This is a genomic window from Paramuribaculum intestinale (genome assembly GCF_030759015.1).
GTDB lineage: Bacteria > Bacteroidota > Bacteroidia > Bacteroidales > Muribaculaceae > Paramuribaculum > Paramuribaculum intestinale.
Genome location: NZ_CP098825.1, coordinates 2,940,213 through 2,959,725, shown reverse-complemented (window position 1 = coordinate 2,959,725; position 19,513 = coordinate 2,940,213). Strand labels below are relative to the sequence as shown.

The following is a 19,513-nucleotide window of genomic DNA, read 5'->3' as shown; positions in this document are numbered from 1 at the left end:
TCCTCCACGATATGCTTGTCAAGACCTACGGAGCCGCCGTGCAAGGCATCGACGCCATAGTCGTCACCATCGAAACAGTCGTTGAACAAGGATTCTCCTTCTGCATGGTCGGCCTGCCCGACACAGCCGTCAAAGAGAGCTATCAGCGCGTGCAGGCCGCCATGACTCAGAGCGGCACAGGGTGGCCGCGACGCAAAGTGACCATCAATCTCAGTCCGGCCGACGTGCGCAAAGAGGGGGCCGCCTACGATCTGCCCATAGCCATCGGCGCCCTTGCCGCTGACGGCAAGATCCCGCCGGAGAGCCTCGAAGGGATGATGATCATGGGCGAACTGTCGCTCGACGGATCGCTGCTCCCCATCAAAGGTGTGCTGCCCATGGCCATAAAAGCCCGCTCGCTCGGATTCAGAGGCATGATCGTGCCGCACGACAATGCCACGGAAGCCGCCGTGGTCAACAATCTCGACGTCTACGGCGCCGACAGCCTGCGGCAGGTGATCGACCTGCTTTGCGGCACGGTTCCCCTCGCTCCGACACAGGTAGACACCCGCGCCGAATTTGCCGCCGAATCGTCGGTGTTCGACTATGATTTCGCCGAAGTCAAAGGCCAGGAACAGGTGAAGCGCGCCTTCGAGGTAGCGTGCGCCGGAGGCCACAACATACTTCTCGTAGGCCCTCCCGGATCGGGCAAATCCATGATGGCAAAGCGACTGCCATCCATTCTGCCTCCGCTGACGCTACAGGAAGCCCTCGAAACCACCAAGATCCACTCAGTGGCCGGCAAACTGAAATCGGGCTCACGCCTGCTCACCACACGTCCGTTCCGCTCGCCCCACCACACCATATCGCCCGTGGCGCTCGTCGGCGGGGGAGCCAATCCAATGCCCGGCGAAATATCCCTGGCCCACAACGGCGTATTGTTTCTCGACGAATTTCCCGAATTCTCGCGCTCGGTGCTCGAAGTGATGCGCCAACCCCTTGAAGACCGCACCATCAGCATTTCGCGCGCCCGCTATTCCATCGAATACCCCGCCGGATTCATGCTCGTGGCGAGCATGAACCCCTGTCCCTGCGGCTACTACAACCATCCAACCCGCCAGTGTCTGTGCCAGCCCGGAGCCGTCGACCGCTACCTCAACCGCATCTCAGGCCCGCTGCTCGACCGCATCGACATACAGGTGGAGATACTTCCGGTGGACTTCGACGAGATGCAGAGCGGCCGTCCGGGAGAATCGAGCGAGACCATACGCCAGCGCGTGGTCAGCGCGCGCAAGGTGCAGGAAGAGAGATTCAGCGACTGCAAGGGAGTGCACTGCAACGCACAGATGACCTCACGCCTGCTGTCGACACATGTGCGCCCCACGCCCGAAGCGATGAAAATATTGCGCGACACCATGATACGCCTCAACATGTCGGCGCGCGCCTACGACCGCATACTGAAAGTGTCGCGCACCATAGCCGACCTTGCCGGATCGCCCGACATACTCCCCGAGCACATGCGCGAAGCCGTCAGCTACCGCGCCCTCGACCGCTCCGGCTGGGGCAAATATTAGAGATTGTCCAAAATTTATATCACTTTGCTTTTGAGAGTCGTTCCAGCGTCTTTTTGTTTGCTCCCCGGTAATGTAGCTACGGCTACACTCCCTCATCACAAACAAAAATCCATCTGACAATCCTTCTCAAAATCCGTATTATATAAATTTTGACAATCTCTTAGCTCCTTATTGGTTCTATCAGATTTTTTGGAAGATTATTTTGGAGATTAAAAGAATCTTCTTACCTTTGCGGTGTTGTAGATGCGTACAACAGTAAATCATTACACCACCGACGATGAAAAAGACTCTCATTCTCACTGCTTTGGTAGTATTCGCCGCAGGCATAGCGCTTGCGGCCACACACAGCTTCACACACTCCTCCACCACCGACATCGCCGAAACCGCCAATGAAATAATCACCTCGGCCACACGCAATGCCGAGCATGACACCACCCCCGACGCTACATTTACCGACGCATACCTGGCCGGAGATCTCCGCGGCATAGCGGCGTCGATAATACCCGGAGCAGCCGCCGAAGGCAGCCCGGCTGCCGACACCGCGCTCAGCTGGATAGAGCTGCTGCTCGGAGCGGTTCCGGCAGCCTGCATGATCACCGTTTCAACCGGGCTGATACCGCGCCGCAACTGACCGACTTCCAAGAAAACCCCCACACATATCATAGCATCATGATCACGTTCAACAACCTCTGCTACCGCTATCCGAAAGGCCCGGAAGCCCTGTCGGACATCACGGCGGCCATCTCGCCCGGCATACACCTGCTTCTGGGCGAAAACGGAACCGGAAAGACCACGCTGCTCCATATCATAGCCGGACTTCTATACCCCACGGCCGGAAGCGTAGAAATCGACGGCATGTCGCCGCGCCTGAGGCAACCCGCACTGCTCGAAAAGATATTCTTTCTCGGCGACGACATGACACTGCCCGGCGGAACAGCCCTCGCATTCGCGCACACGGCTGCCAAAGCCTACGCCGGATTTGACGCCGGACTCCTTGCCGACTACCTCGCATGCTTCGGCCTCACCGGCCGCGAACGCCTCGACCGTCTGTCGCTCGGCAACCGACGCAAATCCCTTATCGCCGTCGCACTCGCACTCCGCACACAGGTGCTGCTGCTCGACGAACCGGCCAACGGACTCGACATAGGATCGAAAGAGACACTCGGCCGGATGCTCGCCGAGGCCGCCGGCGACGACCGCACCATCATCGTGTCGACCCACGTCACCCACGACTTCCACAACATTTTCGACGGTGTCATAGCCCTGCGCCGCAACCGTCTGCAGCTCGCCGCGACTCTGACCGACATACTCTCGGCAGTGGCGTTCACCGCCGGCATGATACCTCCCGTCGAAGCGATATTCGCCCATCAGTCGGCCGGACTGTTCCGCTCCATCACCGCAGCCGGCGCCGACACCGAGACCGACATCGACTACAACCTCCTCTACATGGCGCTCCAGAGTGACCGCGCCGACATCATAACCTCACTTATCAACAGCCACAGACAACAGCAGCTATGAACCAGACACCTGACAACACCTTCAGCATAGGCCGCGCCATAGCCTACAGCCGCATGTTTCCGGCCATAAAGCAGCATCTGGCCATCTACACCGCAGGAGCATTCGTCATCTTCGCCGCCGCCATGATCATATCCACCACGGCCGCCGGAATTTTCTTCGGATCGATATTCATATCGATAATCTCCATGGCCATGTATCTCGGTCCGCTCGTGTTCGCGATCGGATCCAGCCCTATGGCCGAAGTGATGTTTCCCGCCACGAAAAACGAGAAAGCGGCCATGATGACACTCTACACCTTCGTAGTCCTCCCCGCAGCGATACTTGCGGCGGCTCTCCTCGCCACGCTCTTCGCACGTATTTTCGTAGACGGAGCCAGCCTGTGCAACCTGAACCCTACGCGACAGCTGCTCACGCCACCCATTTCCATCCTGCAGTATGCGAGCGCGCTTCTCCCCACGGCTGTCTGCCTGCTGTCGGTGGTCAGCTACCGCCGCCACCGGGTGCTCATGCCCATCGTATGGACAGTAGTCAGTCTGATAGCCAGCTCTCTGACCGCAGGCATCATGGCCATAGTGACAGTGCTCGGCTTCAAGCATGAGTTCATAAGCAGAATCGACCACGCCGTGCCCCAACAGGAGGAGATAACACGCCTCATGTTCGACATCATCATGCCTGTCATGTGGTGGTATGTAGCCATGACCATCATCGTCACGGCCGTGTTGATAATACTCGCCGTAAGAAAAATACGCGACCGGCAGCTATGAGAGATTGTCTAAAATTCATATCACTTTGCTTTTGAGAGTCTTTCCAGCGTCTTTTTGTTTGTTCCTCGGTCATGTAGCTACGGCTACACTCCCTCATCACAGACAAAAATCCATCTGACAATCCTTCTCAAAATCCGTATTATATAAATTTAGACAATCTCTGAATCAACCCCCTCTCCACCACACAGGCACACAGAAGTCACACCCAACCAGTCTATAATGGAATTCAAGACCGAACGACCCATATACCGGCAGATAGCCGACTACTGCTTCGCGCGCATCCTCGCCGGCGAATGGCCTCCGGGCAGCCGCATTCCCTCGGTGCGCGAGCTTGCGGTGATGATGACCGTCAACACCCACACCGTGCTCAAAGCCTTCGAGTTTCTGCAGTCGCACGGCATCATCGCCCCGCGGCGCGGCATGGGATTCTATCTCACCGACGACGCCCCGCAACGCATAGCCGCCACACGCCGCGAAGACTTCTTCTCGTCGACCGTGCCCGCTCTGGCCGAAGAGATGCGTCTGCTCGGCATCACGCCCGACCAGCTTCTCGAAGCCCTTGCCGCCACGACAGCCACAGTCCATAACTGATTGATTACTATAACCGACCGATCCGCCCCGGAGCCGTACACGCGCTCCGGGACGGATCAGCCATTATATGCCACTCAACGACAACCGCTCATTGACTTTTGCTTTTTTATGCCTAACTTTGCATAGGCAATAACAACAAATTTCACATCAACCCAACCATGAAAAGATCAGCAGCAGGAATGATGGCGCTCATAATGGCCGTCATCGCCACTTTCCCTACGGAAGCAGCGGTCAACTATGTCAAGAAGCTTCGTGGCGCCAAAGCCATAGAGGTCACCTATGAGTCGTCGTACAAAGGACGCACATATCCCGGGGCCACCATCGTCAGCATCAGCGGCGAGCAGGTCAGGATCTCGACTGCCGACAACGGCCGCGGACGTCGCGGCGACGCACCCGTGCAGAATACCTACATCGACTACGCCACCAGGCAGTGGTATAAAGTGGCCCAGCTCCCGGGAGGCCGTGAGATTTCGTCGGCGAGAGATTTCGCATCCGACAGCGCCATGCGTGTGATAGGCCGCGAAAAAGTGCTCGGCCTCGACTGCACCGTGGCCCGCACAAGCATCAATTCCAACACCATCGACATCTGCTACACCGACGCCCTCCCCTTTGAAGGCACACCGCAGCCCGGCGTAGGCGTTCCCTCCGGACTCGTCCTGAAAGTGACCCGCAACGGCGAATCGGTGCAGGAAGCCGTCGACATCAAGGCATTCCGCCCCGACGGCAGCCTCTTTCCCGCCCAGTGGGGCGAACGGCTCTCCGATCCGGAATATCTCTATGCCATCAACCAGAGCGGCGTGATCACCGTGCCCGTCTTCGACCACGCCCGCATCAACTTCTCCGGCGCGGCCATCCCCGACGCACTCAACGACGGCGAGGTCTACAACGTCGGAGGAGGCACGATAGTCATCAGGAAAGTCACCCTTCCCGACTCAGCCGCCGCAGCCGACCGCTCGATATTCGCCGAAGTGGTGCAATATTCCGAGGGCGACGCCTACGACCGCACCGGATCAATATTCGTGATTCCGACCGGCAAGAAACAGTCGTTTGTCGACGCCATCCGCAACCTCAAGTCGGTGCCGGCTTTCGTCAGCGACAGCACAGCCTACCACGGACTCGTTTCGACCGACGGCTACGACGCTCCTCTCGAACTGATGAGATTTTTCACCGGATTCGGCGTCAGAGCCTTCAACAAAAACGTCGTACCCGGCCAGGAATGGGTCGACTCCGTACTCTACAAGACTGAAATCTCCGATCTGGCATCGCATCTCAGCGGCGAACAGTGGATCGGAGCCTACATCGGCAACTGGGACGGCCGCGGCCACATACTATCGCTCGATCTGAAATATTACCCCGGCGGCGGTGACCGCAAATTCACGGCCATGCCCCTGTTCAACACCGTCAACTATCTCGAACAGGCCGGACAGCCCTACCCTATATTCATGCTCAACGACTCGCTGCAGACGGAATTCACCCTCGACCATCCGGTGGAGAACGCCATGCTCTGCTACACCACCACCGGCCACGGCGGCTGGGGAGGCGGCGACGAGTTCAACAAGAAGACCAACACCATCATACTCGACGGACGCGAAGTGATCACATTCATACCCTGGCGCGACGACTGCGGCACTTACCGAAACAACAATCCCTGCTCGGGCAACTTCGCCAACGGCCTCAGCTCCTCCGACCTCAGCCGCTCCAACTGGTGTCCGGGCACGGTGACCAACCCCGAGTACATCTATCTGGGCAACCTTGCCGCCGGCAAGCATAAGCTCACCGTAAAAATACCGCAGGGCAAACCGGCCGGATCAAGCAACAGCTACTGGTGCATCTCAGGCACACTTCTTTACTAAAACAACTACACCGACATACATGACACATAACACCATCCTGAAAGCCGCTCTCGCCCTGACACTCATGGCCGGCGTGGCAACCGGCGCCACAGCGCAGCAGACATCCATCTCCCCCACGCCGCAGCGCATCGCATGGGGACAGAAAGCCTTCGACCGCCCCTCAGCGATCGACATCAAAGGGATCGACAAGGCCGACCGCGACGCCGTCGACGCCCTTCTGTCGCAGTTTGCCAAAGGCAAAGGCGTGAAGGTGACCATAGGTCAGCGAGGCGACAAGGCTGTCCGTGCCGTGGCCGACAGCATCCCCGGTCAGCCGCAGGGCTATTTTCTTCGCGTGCGTCCCGACGAAGTGATCATCGCCGGCAACGATCCGACAGGCACCTACTATGGTGTGCAGACATTCCTGCAGGTGGCCTCGCAGCCCGAAGTGATGAGCGTCGACATATCCGACTGGCCTTCGACACCCTCCCGAGGCGTGGTCGAAGGGTTCTACGGCAACGCATGGAGCTTCGACGACCGCATTGACCAATTTGCATTCTACGGACGCAACAAGCTCGACACCTATATCTACGGTCCCAAGGACGACCCCTACCACCGCGCGAAATGGCGCGAGCTGTATCCGGCCGAAGAGGCAGCGCGCATGAAAGCCCTCAACGACGAGGCCCGGCGCCACAAAGTGCGCTTCGTGTGGGGCATACATCCTGCCGGCGACCATCAGTGGAACGACGCCGACAACGAAGCCACGGTGCGCAAGTTCGAGCAGATGTATGACCTCGGTTTCCGCAATTTCTCGATATTCTTCGACGATGTGTTCGGCAAACAGGCCGACGGCAAGCTCCACGCACAGTATATGGACTACGTGAAGCGCAACTTCATCGACCGTCACCCTGACATAGAACTGTTCATTATGTGTCCGTCGCTCTACAACAAGGCGTGGAAAGGATCGTTCCAGCCCTCCTATCTCGCCGACATCTCGGTGATGGATCCGTCGATAGAAGTGATGTGGACAGGCAATTCTGTGGTAGACATGATCGACGTGGCCGACATGGAGTGGATCAACCCGCAGATAGGCCGCAAGGCATTCATCTGGCTCAACTATCCGGTCACCGACTACTGCATCAACCACCTGCTGATGGGTCCGTTCACCGGCAACGAGCCTGAGGCCACAGCCATGGTCAGCGGCTTTACGGCCAACCCCATGGAATACGCCCACGCCTCGAAACTCAGCCTGTTCAGCAATGCCGATTTTCTGTGGAATCCGTCGGCCTACGACCCTCAGCAGTCATGGCTGCTGGCCACCGAACGACTACAGCCCGGCCGCGAGGAGGCGTTCCGCAAGTTCTGCCTCTACAACGTCGACCTGGGGCAGAACACCCATCGCCTGCGCCGCTTCAACGAGTCGCCCGAACTCAAGACACTTATCGACACCTACGAGCAGCCCATGAGCCGCGCTTATATGCCCGAAGCCGCCGAAGCCTTTGCCGCTGAGTTCGGATCACTGCGCGACGCAACTGCCACCCTTCTCGAAGCCTCTCCGGCCGACTCTATGCTCTCGGAGATACGCCCGTGGATCGAAGCGGCCCGGATGCTCGGCAGCCGCGGAGTTCTCGCCACCGAGATGTACACGGCTCTGTTCAAGGCCGACAGCGTGGCATTCGTCGACCGCTATCTCGACTATGCCGCGCTGACCGACAGCGCATCGAAGATCGCCTCGCGCGACTTCCCCGGATCGGTCAAGGTGGCCTATCCCATGGTGGGATCGCTCTATGCCGAGCCGCTGCTGCGCCGAGGCGTCAGCATCATGGTCGACGAATACCGTCACCGGTTCGGCCACCGCAGCGACGTGTTCCCGCAGCTCGCGCTCGAGAACGGCAGCTATCGTCTGCGCTGCAACGGACAGTGGCTCGGCAATCCCGAAGCAGGCTCCACCGGAGGACGGCCGATATGGCAGACGGCCGAGGATGATGTCAACCCCGACCGTCAGATATGGCGCGTCACCTACGATCCCGCCACCGGACGCTACTCTATAGTCAATGCCAAGGACGGCCGCTACGTCAACGAGCGCGGCGCATTCACAGTCAGCGACAGCTCCAATCCGTTCGACGCCGAATGGCACACCTTCGTGATCGAGCGCACCGACAACGGATTCACCCTCCGTCAGGGCGGCAATGCCGGCAAGAATTATCTCGTGCCCGACTCCACCGGTCTGGCTCCTGCCGAAACCCCTGCGACAATCGAATTCATACAGGTGAAATAACACCCTATAGCCGTCATTCAGGCTTCTTCAGCCCCATGGCTTCGAGAAGCCGCCCTTTTATGGCCGGGTCGTCGAGCAGCTTTCGCAGCTGACCGATGATCCGGTCATAATCGCTTTTGTCCTGCGCGTTCTCGTAGATGCTCTTAAGCTCTATCATGGCCAGCCCCACTGCGCCCAGAGTGGAGAACACCGGCAACGGCGGGAGCGACGGACCGTCGGCCGCGGCGACAAACAGCAGCGCGCCGCACACCATGGCGTCGATCAGCGTCATAGCGAACAGCATCACGTAGTAGCGTCCGGCCTTCTCGACCGACCGGCGCAGCCCCTTCGAAGTACGTTTCACCCCCTGGCGCCGCGCCTTAAGGATGCCGCTCCGCAGATCGGCCAGCACGGCCAGAAGCACGCACACGTAATCGATCGCTACAAGCGCGGCGATCAATCCCATTCTTGTTGTCAGCATATCCGTCATAGTCTGTTCCATAGCTTTCATCGGTTTTTCTGCAAAATTACTGCCCCGACACCCCGGCCGCACCCGGCATTTGTCGCATAGCACCGCCCGTTTCCGTCAAAAAACACTACCGTGACACTAATGCATGACATTCTTCACCGGCCACGGCCACGGCTCTTAACAAATATTTTGTAACGCAGTATCGGTTTTTTTTCTATATTTGCCGTCAGGGCGCATACAGCCGACAACCATCCCGGCCACGGAGCGCAAAGCCGATGATCATCGAAAGAGTCTACGATTCAAGCATCAACACCAAAGTCATCGAACGGGCGGCGTCGCTGCTCGACGAGGGACGCCTCATCGCATATCCCACCGACGTAAACTACGCCATAGGCTGTCACGCGCTCCGGCAGGCATCGATCGACGAACTGTGCCGGCTCAAAGGGATCGACCCGCGGCGGCAGACACTCTCGGTAATATGCAACGACATGTCGCAGGCGGCCGCATACGCCCGCATCGACAACACCGCCTTCCGCATACTCCGTGCCAACCTGCCCGGCCCATTCACCTTCATACTTCCGGCATCGACCGAGCTTCCGAAAGTGTTCAAGGGACGCCGTTCGGTAGGCATACGCATACCCGCTTCGCCGGTGGCCAGAGCCATCGCCGAGGCTATCGACGCGCCGCTGCTCTCCATGACCGCCACAGACACCGACGGCACACCGCTCGGCGAGCCCGATGAAGTGGCCGTGAGCTATGGCGACCGCTCGCCGATAGCGATGCTCATCGACGCCGGATCGCGACGCGGCGATCTCACCACCGTCGTCGACCTCACCGATCCGCATTCACCCGAAATAATCCGTCAGGGGGCGGGTCAGCTGATATGAACACCGACGCCCACACTACCGACGCCGACGCCGCCATGATCACGCTGCCGCCAAGGCGCGAGGGCGATCCGCTGCGCATACCCGCCTCCACCCGCCAGCTCGTCATCATAGGCGCCAACGGAGCCGGGAAGTCGCGCTTCACAGCCCGACTGGCCGAAGATCTCGGCGAGCGCACATTCACCATGTCGGCGCTTACCGCCCTGTTCGGACACCCCGACACGCCAACCGGCATCGACCGCCTTTTCGAAGCCGCCTACGGCCCCGCCTCACTGCGGCCTGCGGCCGACACGGAGCTTGACCGCCTGCTCGCGCTGCTGATGCACGACGAGATGCTCAATCTCATATCCTACAAGATCACACGCGCTTCAGACGCCGACGCATCACTCCCCCCCACACGCATCGACCGCCTGATAAAAGCCTGGTCGGAAATATTTCCCGACAACAACATACTCATCGAGTCGGGACGTTTCCTCTTCAGCCGGCCCGATTCGGAAAACGCCGACGGCTACTCGGCTCTGAAACTCAGCAACGGCGAGAAAGCTGCAATATACTATCTCGGAGCAGTGCTCTACGCTCCGAAAGGAGCGGCGGTGTTTGTCGACTCACCCGAAATGTTCCTCCATCCGTCGGTCATGCAGGCACTGTGGAACATCGTGGAGGCCATGCGCCCCGACTGCATGTTTGTCTACACCACTCACGATCTGGAGTTCGCCTCGTCGCGCACCGACGCCACGGTAGTGTGGGTGCGCGACTACAACCCAGTCAGCACCACCTGGGACTACGACCTGCTGACATCGCGCCAGGGCATCTCCGACGAGATCTACATGGCCATCATCGGAGCGCGCAAACCGGTGCTCTTCATCGAAGGCGACGGCGTGCACTCCATCGACGCCAAACTCTATCCGCTGATATTCAAATCCTACACAGTCAAGTCGCTCGGCAGCTGCAACAAGGTGATCGAGGCCACCCGCTCGTTCAACGACCTGACGACATTCCACCACATGGATTCCCACGGCATAGTCGACCGCGACCGGCGCGACGACAAGGAGGTGGACTATCTGCGGCGGCGCAAGATCATGGTGCCCGACGTGGCCGAGATCGAGAACATACTGATGCTTGAGGAGGTGATCCGCACAGTGGCCGCAAGCCGTGGCAAGGACGAGAACCGCGTGTTCGACAAGGTGCGCCACGCGGTGTTCTCGATGTTCCGCACCGACCTGCGCCAGCAGGCGCTGCTCCACACCCGCCACCGGGTGAAACGCACTGTCGAATACCGCATCGACGGCCGCTTCACCAACATCAACATGTTCGAGCAGCATATCAACTCGCTCCTCGACGAGCTGAATCCGCGCGGCCTCTACGAAAAATTCTGCCGCGAGTTCAGACGATACCTCGAAACGTCCGACTACCGGTCGGTGCTGAAAGTCTACAACCAGAAATCGATGGTGCCCGGATCAAACGTGGCCGGGCTATGCGGACTATCCAACAAAGACGAATACATCCGTGCAATAATCAAGCTGCTGCGCCACGACGGAGCACCGGCCCGACGCATACGCCGCGCCGTCATGAAATGCTTCGGCATCGACGACAACGACAGCGTCCAACCCCACAAAGCATCAGACAGCGACAAATGAATACACTAAAGCCCTGGATCGAGGCCATGCGCCTGCGCACGCTCCCGGTCTCGACGGCCGGCGTCATCACAGGCACAGCCTACGCCGTCCATGCCGGATCATTCGCATGGATCCCATTCACGCTATGCCTGCTGTTCGCACTGCTGGCACAGATAGCGTCGAACTTCGCCAACGAATACTTCGACTTCGCGGCCGGACTCGACCGGCCCGGCCGCGAAGGGCCGCGACGCGGAGTGACCGAAGGCGACATATCGCCACGGTCAATGCTCGGAGCCACAGTCGGCACCCTCGCGCTGGCCTGCCTCGTCGGCCTCGCGCTCGTGCCCATCGGAGGACTGTGGCTTCTGCCGCTCGGCATAGTCATCGCAGCGGCGGCAATAGCCTACAGCACCGGTCCGTGGCCGCTGTCGCGCCACGGACTCGGCGAAGTGGCCGTCATAATCTTCTTCGGCATCATACCCGTATGGCTCACCTCGTGGCTGCAGACGAGGCAATGCTCCGCCGAGGTGATACTCGGCGGTATTGCCGTCGGGCTGCTTGCAGCCAACGTGCTTATCGTCAACAATTACCGTGACGCTTCCGATGACCGCGCCGTGGGCAAGCACACTCTGGCCGTCATTCTCGGCCCGGCCACAATGCCCTGGCTCTACCTCCTGGACGGTCTGCTGGCCATGGCGCTGGTATATCCGCAGTGGTCGGCCGCCGGCCTGCCGCTCGTCCCGCCTGCCATCGCGGCGGTCGCGGCGGCGATAGCATGGCTAATGACCCGCCGGAGCGGCTCGCGCCTCACCCCCCTGCTCGGACTGACAGCCATGCTGCTGCTGCTCTACTCGCTCCTGTTCCTGCTGCTGCCGCAACCGGTGGCCTGACGGCAGGGCGCGTCAGCACTCCTCCCTGACAATCCGCCGCCCCGACGAGGTGTTGATGATAAGCGGCACGGTTTCGGCCGTCACCACACTCGTGTCAAGCCCGTAGGCCGAGGTGTCGGAAACACCGATATGCCGCAGTATGTCGTGAAGCCGCATAAGCAATGCCGTAGTAGCTCCACATATACTTGTCGGCGAGAATATGCGGTGGAGGATTATAAACCTGAAGTCGCCCGGAATTCCCTCGCGCCGCAGCGAAGGATAGCCGCTGCGCAGATCCAGATCGCCCGACACCACCAGATCTTCCACGATCTGCCGGAGATAGACGCTGATACGCGGCGCCACCCTGAAACCGAGATGCATCGTCACCACATAGATCGTCTCAGGCACCACCACACTGACCGAATAGCTCAGCTCGTCGGGGCTGTCGACATGATCGATATGCACGAACCAGTAATGGTCGGCACGCTTGGGCTGCTTGTTGACGATCGAGTACAGCAGCTTGCTCTCCACCAGCGACGGATCGCCCGAACGGCTCAGATACACCAGGTTGGAGGCATACTTCGGTATCTCCTTGTCGGCCTTGACAGCCGATATCGTAGCGGCGCTGTCGGCCATGCGCCTGTACTCGATAAACGAGGCGCGGCGCCGGGTGGAATTGCGCCACACTATCATGATGCTTCCCACCACGGCCGCGATCATGAGGCTGAACCATCCGCCATGGACAAACTTCGACATATTGGCGACGAAGAATATACCCTCCACAGTCATGAAAAACGCGAAAAACGCTCCGACCACGATCATATTCACCCCTCGCAAGCGCAGCCAGAAGGCAAGCAGCAGAGTGGTGGTGAGCATGGCTATCGTCACGGCCAGTCCGTAGGCCGCCTCTATATGGCTTGAATCGCGGAATATCACCACAGTCAACAGGCATCCGGCGAGCAGACACCAGTTGACCGACGACACATAGAGCTGCCCCTTCTCGGTCGAAGGATAGTCGATCTTAAGGCGTGGCCAGAAACCGAGATTGACCGCTTCGGAGAAGATGGTGAACGACCCGCTGAGCAGCGCCTGGCTCGCTATGATGGCTGCGCCGGTCGACATGGCCACGCCCGCCAGAGTCATCCACTGCGGCATAACGGCATAAAACGGATTGATCCCCCCGGCGGCTTCCCGGGCATGAGTGAGAAGCCATGCGCCCTGACCGAGATAGTTGAGTATGAGCATCACTTTGACAAACATCCAGCTTGCGGTGATATTGCGGCGTCCGCAGTGACCCAGATCGGAATAGAGAGCCTCGGCACCGGTCGTACACAGAAACACCGCACCCATGATCATGAACCACGACGGACTCGACACAAGGAGCTTCACCGCATACCACGGATTGAAAGCCTTCAGCACCTCCGGACATGCCGGCAGATTGACTGCCCCGAGCACTCCGAGCATCAGAAACCATGCGAGCATGAACGGGCCGAAACAGCGCCCGATGCGTCCGGTGCCGACACGCTGCATCATGAATATCAGCAATATCACCCCGATCACGATAGGGAGCACCGGAGTTGCGGGTGCCACGATCCTCAATCCTTCGACAGCGGTTGTCACCGTGATGGCCGGCGTGATCACCCCGTCGGCTACAAGCATCGCCGCCCCGACCGCCGCGACAATATAGAGCCATCCCCGGGGCTGACGCCTCAGCAGAGCGAACAGAGCCAGAATGCCCCCCTCCCCCTTATTGTCGGCCCGCAGGGCTATCAGCACGTACTTCACCGTGGTCTGCAGCGTCAGAGTCCATATCACACACGATATCGCCCCGATTATATAGTCAGCGTCATAACCGGGATTCACCCCTACTATGGCCTTCATCACATAGAGCGGCGAAGTGCCGATATCGCCGAAGACGATACCTACCGTCACGAGCATTCCGGCCAGAGTGATGCGCCGGAGCGACGATCCGTCATATTTTCTTTCATTCGCTTTCACATATTTCAAAACGCCGTCGCCGCCGCGACGGTTCGCAGCCCACCGACTCCACACCATTTTTCATTGCACCGCCCGACACTCTTTAGTAACTTTGCACACGTATGATCGAAAACATCTCCGAAGACATCTGGACGCTTCTCGAAGAGGAAGCGCGCCGCATCAACTCGCCGGCGTTCATCGACGCCGACCCCGTACAGTTCCCCAGGCGCTTTTCATCGCAGCCCGACGCCGAGATAGCGTCGCTGCTCTCGGCCACCATCGCATGGGGCAACCGCCGCATGATATGCCGCGACTGCGACCGTATGCTCGCCCTGATGGGACACGACCCGCACGCCTACGTGATGGAACGCGCCTACGAGGATCTGCCCGACGGCAACATTCACCGAACGTTTTTCAACCGCAACCTGCGCCACTTCCTGCGCGGACTCCACAGGATATATTCGCGCCACGCCACCCTCGAGGATTTCGCCGCAGCTTGCGGAGCCACCGCCGCCGAGGCGCCGGCATGGCATCTGGTGGAGGCAATCAACATGGAGCTGCGTCAGGCCAACGACGGCAAGGACGACTCACGCTGTCTGCCGCTGAATCTCAAGGCCACGGCGCTGAAACGCGTCAACATGGCTCTGCGCTGGCTCGTAAGAGACGACGGCATCGTCGACCTCGGACTCTGGCGCGCACTCCGTCCAGCGCAGCTCTTCATACCGCTCGACGTGCATGTGGGCAACACCGCCCGTCAGCTCGGACTCATCGACCGCAAGGCCAACGACCGCCGCACCACAGAGGAGCTGACCGCCCTGCTGCGCACCCGGCGGCCCGACGATCCGGTATGGTTCGACTTCGCCCTGTTCGGCATCGGTGTCGGAGCCGTCAGGACTGACGAAACCGACGAAATCGGCCTGTGACCGCCGAAATTCCACACCGACCGCTGTCAGTCAGCAAAATTATGACTAACTTTGGACGTCAGCCCGACACTATCCCTCCCGGGAGTCGGACCGCGACGACCCACCCCGACATCACAACCATAAAAACCAATCGATATGAAACGACTTCTGACAGCGCTTGCAGCCTTAGCCTACGTCATCGCTGCCCAGGCCGACACAGGTGTGAAGAGCGCCTCGCTGCTCAATCCCACCACAGCCGAACTCGTAATGACCGACGGCACCCGCATGGCGGTAGATTTCTACGGACCCACCGTGTTCCGCCTGTTCTATGATCCTCAGGGCGGCATAATCCGCAATCCGCAGGCCAATCCGCCTGCCGAGATCCTCACCGTCAATCCGCGCCGGCAACCCGGCAATGTCACCGTGACCGACAATCCAGCGACAATCACCATAGCCACGCCTGCCGTAAGCCTTGACTTCGGCAAGGCCGACGGACTCATGACCGTCACCGACCTGCGTCGCGGCGCAGTGGTCGCCAGCCAGACCGCACCGTTGCAGTTCGACAAGGGCGCCGCCACTCTCACACTCGCCGAACGCAAAGGAGAATACTTCTATGGCGGAGGCGTACAGAACGGCCGCTTCTCCCACAAGGGACGGCGCATAGCCATCGAAAACCAGAACTCCTGGACCGACGGCGGAGTGGCATCGCCGACCCCCTTCTACTGGAGCACCGGAGGCTACGGAGTGCTCTGGCACACATTCGCCAAAGGATCATACGACTTCGGAGCGAAGCAACCCGGCAGTGTCAGCCTCACTCACCAGACCCCCTGGCTCGACATATTCGTCATGGTCGACGAAACACCGGCACAGCTTCTCGCCGACTTCTATCAGCTCACCGGCAACCCGGTGCTGCTACCTAAATTCGGCTTCTACGAAGGACATCTCAACGCCTACAACCGCGACTACTGGACTCCAGACACCACCGGCAAAGGCATAATGTTTGAGGACGGAGTGCGCTACCGCGAAAGCCAGCGCGACAACGGAGGCATACGCGAAAGCCTCAACGGCGAGAACGACAACTACCAGTTCTCGGCACGCGCCGTCATTGACCGATACGCCGCCCACGACATGCCGCTCGGATGGCTGCTGCCCAACGACGGCTACGGAGCCGGATACGGCCAGACCGACTCGCTCACCGGCAACATCGACAACCTGCGCCGTTTCGGCGACTACGCCCGCTCCAAAGGAGTAGAGATAGGACTGTGGACACAGAGCGACCTCCATCCCAAAGAGGGGGTGCCCGCACTGCTTCAGCGCGACATTGTCAGAGAGGTGCGCGACGCCGGAGTGCGCGTGCTCAAGACCGACGTGGCCTGGGTCGGAGCCGGCTATTCGTTCGGACTCAACGGCGTCAGCGACGTCGGACAGATCATGCCCTACTACGGAGCCAACGCCCGCCCCTTCATCATATCGCTCGACGGCTGGGCCGGCACACAGCGCTACGCCGGCATCTGGAGCGGCGACCAGGTGGGAGGAGAATGGGAGTATATCCGCTTCCACATACCCACCTACATCGGATCGGGACTATCCGGACAGCCCAACATATCATCGGATATGGACGGAATCTTCGGCGGACGCAACCCGCAGGTCAACATACGCGACTTCCAGTGGAAGACATTCTCGCCGATGCAGCTCAACATGGACGGATGGGGCTCAAACGAAAAATATCCCCATGCGCTCGGCGAACCCGCCACATCCATCAACCGCAACTATCTTAAGCTCAAATCGCAGCTCCTTCCCTACGCCTACACCTACGCACGCGAAGCCGTCGACGGCAAACCGCTCATAAGAGCCATGATGCTCGAATATCCCGACCGTCACACACTGTCGGCCGCCACACGCTACCAGTATCTTTACGGACCCGACTTCCTCGTGGCGCCGGTCTACCGGCCGACAGCCCCCGACTCGCTCGGCAACGACATACGCCACGGCATATTCCTGCCGCGCGGACGCTGGATCGACTATTTCACCGGACAGAGCTACGAAGGCGGACGAGTGCTCAACTCCTTTGACGCGCCGATATGGAAACTTCCCGTATTTGTCCGCGCCGGAGCCATCATACCGATGGCCAACCCCTCGAACAACCCCTCGGAAATCGACCGCACACGACGCATCTACGAGATATACCCCGACGGACGGTCAGAAATGACCGAATATGACGACGACGGCGTCACCGAACTTTACCGCCAGGGACAGGCCGTCACCACCCGCATAGTGTCGGATCTGGGCAAGTCGGGACGGCTCACCGTCACAGTCGACCCCTCCAGAGGCAGCTTTGACGGCTACGACCCGATGAAATCGACCGAACTGCTGATCAACGCCACCGGCCGCCCGTCGAAAGTGACCGCCACGGTCGGGGGACGTAAAGTGCGGCTCACCGAAGCCACCACCGAAGAGGCATTCGATGCCGCTGCCGACGCCTGGCGCTATGTGGAAGCACCGCAGCTCAACCGGTTCTCCACACCCGGCACCCCCGCCGCAGCACACTCCGTCGTCAAGAATCCCCAGATCGAAGTGAAGATAGCCCCCACCGACGTCAGCCGCAACACCGTTGCCGTGACAGTCGACGGCTTCATCTTCGAGCACCGCAACAACCTTCTGTCGGCCCACGGAAATCTCACCGCGCCCGTCGCATCGATCCCGGCCGACTCTGTAGGCGCCTACAGTCTCTCGCCTGTATGGCAACCCGTCGACGGAGCCGACTCCTACGAGATCATGTTTGACTCGCTGCTCTACGCCAACATCCGCCAGCTGTCGCTCCCGTTCGCCGATCTTAAAGCCGACACACCCTACTCCATGAAACTGCGCGCGGTCAACGCCGACGGTCCCGGCCCATGGACCGAACTGAACGCCATCACCCGCACCGACCCGCTCGAATTCGCCCTCCACGGACTGCGCGGCGAAGCCGACAAGGAGCTGCAGCCCGGATTCGAGATGAGCCGGCTCTTCGACTTCGCCGAAAGCGGCGACATGATGCACTCCCGCTACCGCGCCGACGCCCTGCCGATGAACATAGTGATCGACCTCATGGGAGTCAACACCCTCGACCGGCTACGCTACCTGCCGCGCACCGACGGCGGAAACGGCACCATCCTTTCAGGCAACATTGCCGTGAGCCTCGACAAGCAGCACTGGACTCCTGTCGACTCATTCCGCTGGGAACGCAACGGGCTCGACAAAGAATTCGTGTTCGCCGAGCAGCCACAGGCACGCTACATACGTCTCCACGTCGACGAAGGAGTGGGACGTTACGTCAGCGGACGCGAACTCTACGTATTCAAAGTGCCTGGCACCGAAACATATCTCCCCGGCGACATCAACGCCGACGGCAAAGTGGATGAGGCCGACCTCACTTCCTACACCAACTACACCGGTCTGCGCCGTGGCGACTCCGACTTCGAAGGCTACATCAGCGTCGGCGACATCAACCGCAACGACCTCATAGACGCCTTCGACATCTCCAACGTGGCCACCCGGCTTGATGGAGGAGTCGAGCCTGATGACTACGCCGAGCCACTGAAAGGCACCATCAGCCACAAGGCGAGCCGCTCTACCGACACCGACGGCACGGAACTGATAGCAATAGAGTTTACAGCCGACACCGTCAGCTCGCTCAACGCCATCAGCGTGGCCATACCCTACGACCACACCCGCTGGGAATTCGCCGGCATCGACACCGAAGCCCTCAAGGGGATGGAAAACCTCACCTACGACCGGCTGCATACCGATGGACACCGTGAGCTTTACCCGACATTCGTCAACATCGGCGAGCGCCCGACTGTGGACGGCAGCGGAGTGAATCTCTTCACCGTCCGCTTCAAGGCCCGACGCAAAGGCTCACGGTTCGACACATCCGCCGTGCGCGACGGCCTCATTGTCGACAAGAAGCTCAACACACTCCCATTCTGACCCATACCCTCCCCCACACCAATGGCGCTGTGTCAAAATCCCGCTTTTTGACACAGCGCCTCTTATTATCCTTATGCTCATATTCTTATGACACCGCCCTGCTTTTTTGCCCTGTCTATTCCTTAAGTAACTCTTAAAAATTAGTTGATATTATGAAACTCGTCAGTAACCCATGGTTTGCTGCGGTACTTTTTGATTTTGTCCGGCGTTTTTTGCTTTCATCCTCAGTTGTGTAGCTCGCTACACGCCCTCGTCTTCAAGCAAAAACCACTCGAACAAATCTCAAAAATCACTCGCAGCTAATTTTTGCGA

General features: G+C 59.5%; 14 protein-coding genes. 12 read left to right on the top strand and 2 right to left on the bottom strand.

Translation table 11 applies throughout. The features are described from left to right. Positions 1–11: 11 nt before the first annotated feature. The 7 genes from NF347_RS13250 (at position 12) to NF347_RS13220 (ending at position 8,536) form a co-directional block, all read left to right on the top strand. Entirely contained in the window at positions 12–1,553 is a 1,542-nt protein-coding gene (locus NF347_RS13250) for a YifB family Mg chelatase-like AAA ATPase (RefSeq protein ID WP_107681682.1), read from the top strand. A 277-nt stretch (positions 1,554–1,830) separates the two neighbouring features. Further along, entirely contained in the window at positions 1,831–2,184 is a 354-nt protein-coding gene (locus NF347_RS13245; protein WP_107035983.1) for a hypothetical protein, read from the top strand. Positions 2,185–2,222: 38 nt separating this feature from the next. Continuing rightward, a complete protein-coding gene (locus NF347_RS13240; protein ID WP_107035982.1) occupies positions 2,223–3,071 on the top strand; it encodes an ATP-binding cassette domain-containing protein in 849 nt (282 codons plus the stop codon). After that, entirely contained in the window at positions 3,068–3,835 is a 768-nt protein-coding gene (locus tag NF347_RS13235) for a hypothetical protein (protein WP_107035981.1), read from the top strand. The genes NF347_RS13240 and NF347_RS13235 overlap by 4 nt, the downstream gene beginning before the upstream one ends. Positions 3,836–4,054: 219 nt before the next feature. Beyond that, on the top strand, positions 4,055–4,426 hold the full coding sequence (locus tag NF347_RS13230; RefSeq protein ID WP_107035980.1) for a GntR family transcriptional regulator: 372 nt from the start codon (positions 4,055–4,057) through the stop codon (positions 4,424–4,426). A gap of 158 nt (positions 4,427–4,584) precedes the next feature. After that, on the top strand, positions 4,585–6,279 hold the full coding sequence (locus NF347_RS13225; RefSeq protein ID WP_107035979.1) for a PNGase F N-terminal domain-containing protein: 1,695 nt from the start codon (positions 4,585–4,587) through the stop codon (positions 6,277–6,279). Between the two features lie 19 nt (positions 6,280–6,298). Continuing rightward, positions 6,299–8,536 carry a beta-N-acetylglucosaminidase domain-containing protein gene (locus tag NF347_RS13220; RefSeq protein WP_107681681.1) on the top strand — a complete coding sequence of 746 codons (2,238 nt, stop codon included), beginning with the start codon at positions 6,299–6,301 and terminating at the stop codon, positions 8,534–8,536. A 13-nt stretch (positions 8,537–8,549) separates the two neighbouring features. On the opposite strand, the gene NF347_RS13215 is transcribed toward NF347_RS13220, so the two are convergent. After that, on the bottom strand, positions 8,550–9,017 hold the full coding sequence (locus NF347_RS13215; protein WP_161553851.1) for a phage holin family protein: 468 nt from the start codon (positions 9,015–9,017) through the stop codon (positions 8,550–8,552). Positions 9,018–9,259: 242 nt separating this feature from the next. Here NF347_RS13215 and NF347_RS13210 point away from each other — a divergent pair, with 242 nt between their 5' ends. Genes NF347_RS13210 through menA form a run of 3 tightly spaced genes read left to right on the top strand, consistent with a single transcriptional unit; the run spans position 9,260 to position 12,374 of the window. Next, positions 9,260–9,871, top strand: coding sequence for an L-threonylcarbamoyladenylate synthase (locus NF347_RS13210; RefSeq protein WP_107035976.1), 612 nt, complete (start codon positions 9,260–9,262; stop codon positions 9,869–9,871). Beyond that, positions 9,868–11,505 carry a DUF4435 domain-containing protein gene (locus NF347_RS13205; protein ID WP_107035975.1) on the top strand — a complete coding sequence of 546 codons (1,638 nt, stop codon included), beginning with the start codon at positions 9,868–9,870 and terminating at the stop codon, positions 11,503–11,505. The genes NF347_RS13210 and NF347_RS13205 overlap by 4 nt, the downstream gene beginning before the upstream one ends. Next, on the top strand, positions 11,502–12,374 hold the full coding sequence (menA, locus tag NF347_RS13200) for a 1,4-dihydroxy-2-naphthoate octaprenyltransferase (RefSeq protein ID WP_161553853.1): 873 nt from the start codon (positions 11,502–11,504) through the stop codon (positions 12,372–12,374). Before NF347_RS13205 ends, menA begins: the two co-directional genes overlap by 4 nt. Before the next feature lie 12 nt (positions 12,375–12,386). Here menA and NF347_RS13195 read toward each other — a convergent pair whose 3' ends face one another. Next, positions 12,387–14,351, bottom strand: a complete 1,965-nt coding sequence (locus NF347_RS13195) for a KUP/HAK/KT family potassium transporter (RefSeq protein ID WP_237613016.1) — start codon at positions 14,349–14,351, stop codon at positions 12,387–12,389. A gap of 101 nt (positions 14,352–14,452) precedes the next feature. On the opposite strand from NF347_RS13195, the gene NF347_RS13190 reads away from it, so the two are divergent. Together NF347_RS13190 and NF347_RS13185 are read left to right on the top strand one after the other, a co-directional pair. Then, positions 14,453–15,253, top strand: a complete 801-nt coding sequence (locus NF347_RS13190; RefSeq protein ID WP_107035972.1) for a TIGR02757 family protein — start codon at positions 14,453–14,455, stop codon at positions 15,251–15,253. 135 nt (positions 15,254–15,388) lie between these two features. Further along, positions 15,389–19,201, top strand: a complete 3,813-nt coding sequence (locus NF347_RS13185) for a TIM-barrel domain-containing protein (RefSeq protein WP_107681683.1) — start codon at positions 15,389–15,391, stop codon at positions 19,199–19,201. Positions 19,202–19,513 lie beyond the last annotated feature (312 nt).

Coding starts and splice junctions, on each gene's coding strand:
- NF347_RS13230 (WP_107035980.1), top strand. CDS start 4,055: ATGGAATTCAAGACCGAACGACCCATATACCGGCAGATAGCCGACTAC.
- NF347_RS13220 (WP_107681681.1), top strand. CDS start 6,299: ATGACACATAACACCATCCTGAAAGCCGCTCTCGCCCTGACACTCATG.
- NF347_RS13250 (WP_107681682.1), top strand. CDS start 12: ATGCTTGTCAAGACCTACGGAGCCGCCGTGCAAGGCATCGACGCCATA.
- NF347_RS13185 (WP_107681683.1), top strand. CDS start 15,389: ATGAAACGACTTCTGACAGCGCTTGCAGCCTTAGCCTACGTCATCGCT.
- NF347_RS13225 (WP_107035979.1), top strand. CDS start 4,585: ATGAAAAGATCAGCAGCAGGAATGATGGCGCTCATAATGGCCGTCATC.
- NF347_RS13240 (WP_107035982.1), top strand. CDS start 2,223: ATGATCACGTTCAACAACCTCTGCTACCGCTATCCGAAAGGCCCGGAA.
- NF347_RS13235 (WP_107035981.1), top strand. CDS start 3,068: ATGAACCAGACACCTGACAACACCTTCAGCATAGGCCGCGCCATAGCC.
- NF347_RS13205 (WP_107035975.1), top strand. CDS start 9,868: ATGAACACCGACGCCCACACTACCGACGCCGACGCCGCCATGATCACG.
- NF347_RS13245 (WP_107035983.1), top strand. CDS start 1,831: ATGAAAAAGACTCTCATTCTCACTGCTTTGGTAGTATTCGCCGCAGGC.
- NF347_RS13215 (WP_161553851.1), bottom strand. CDS start 9,017: ATGGAACAGACTATGACGGATATGCTGACAACAAGAATGGGATTGATC.
- NF347_RS13190 (WP_107035972.1), top strand. CDS start 14,453: ATGATCGAAAACATCTCCGAAGACATCTGGACGCTTCTCGAAGAGGAA.
- menA (WP_161553853.1), top strand. CDS start 11,502: ATGAATACACTAAAGCCCTGGATCGAGGCCATGCGCCTGCGCACGCTC.
- NF347_RS13210 (WP_107035976.1), top strand. CDS start 9,260: ATGATCATCGAAAGAGTCTACGATTCAAGCATCAACACCAAAGTCATC.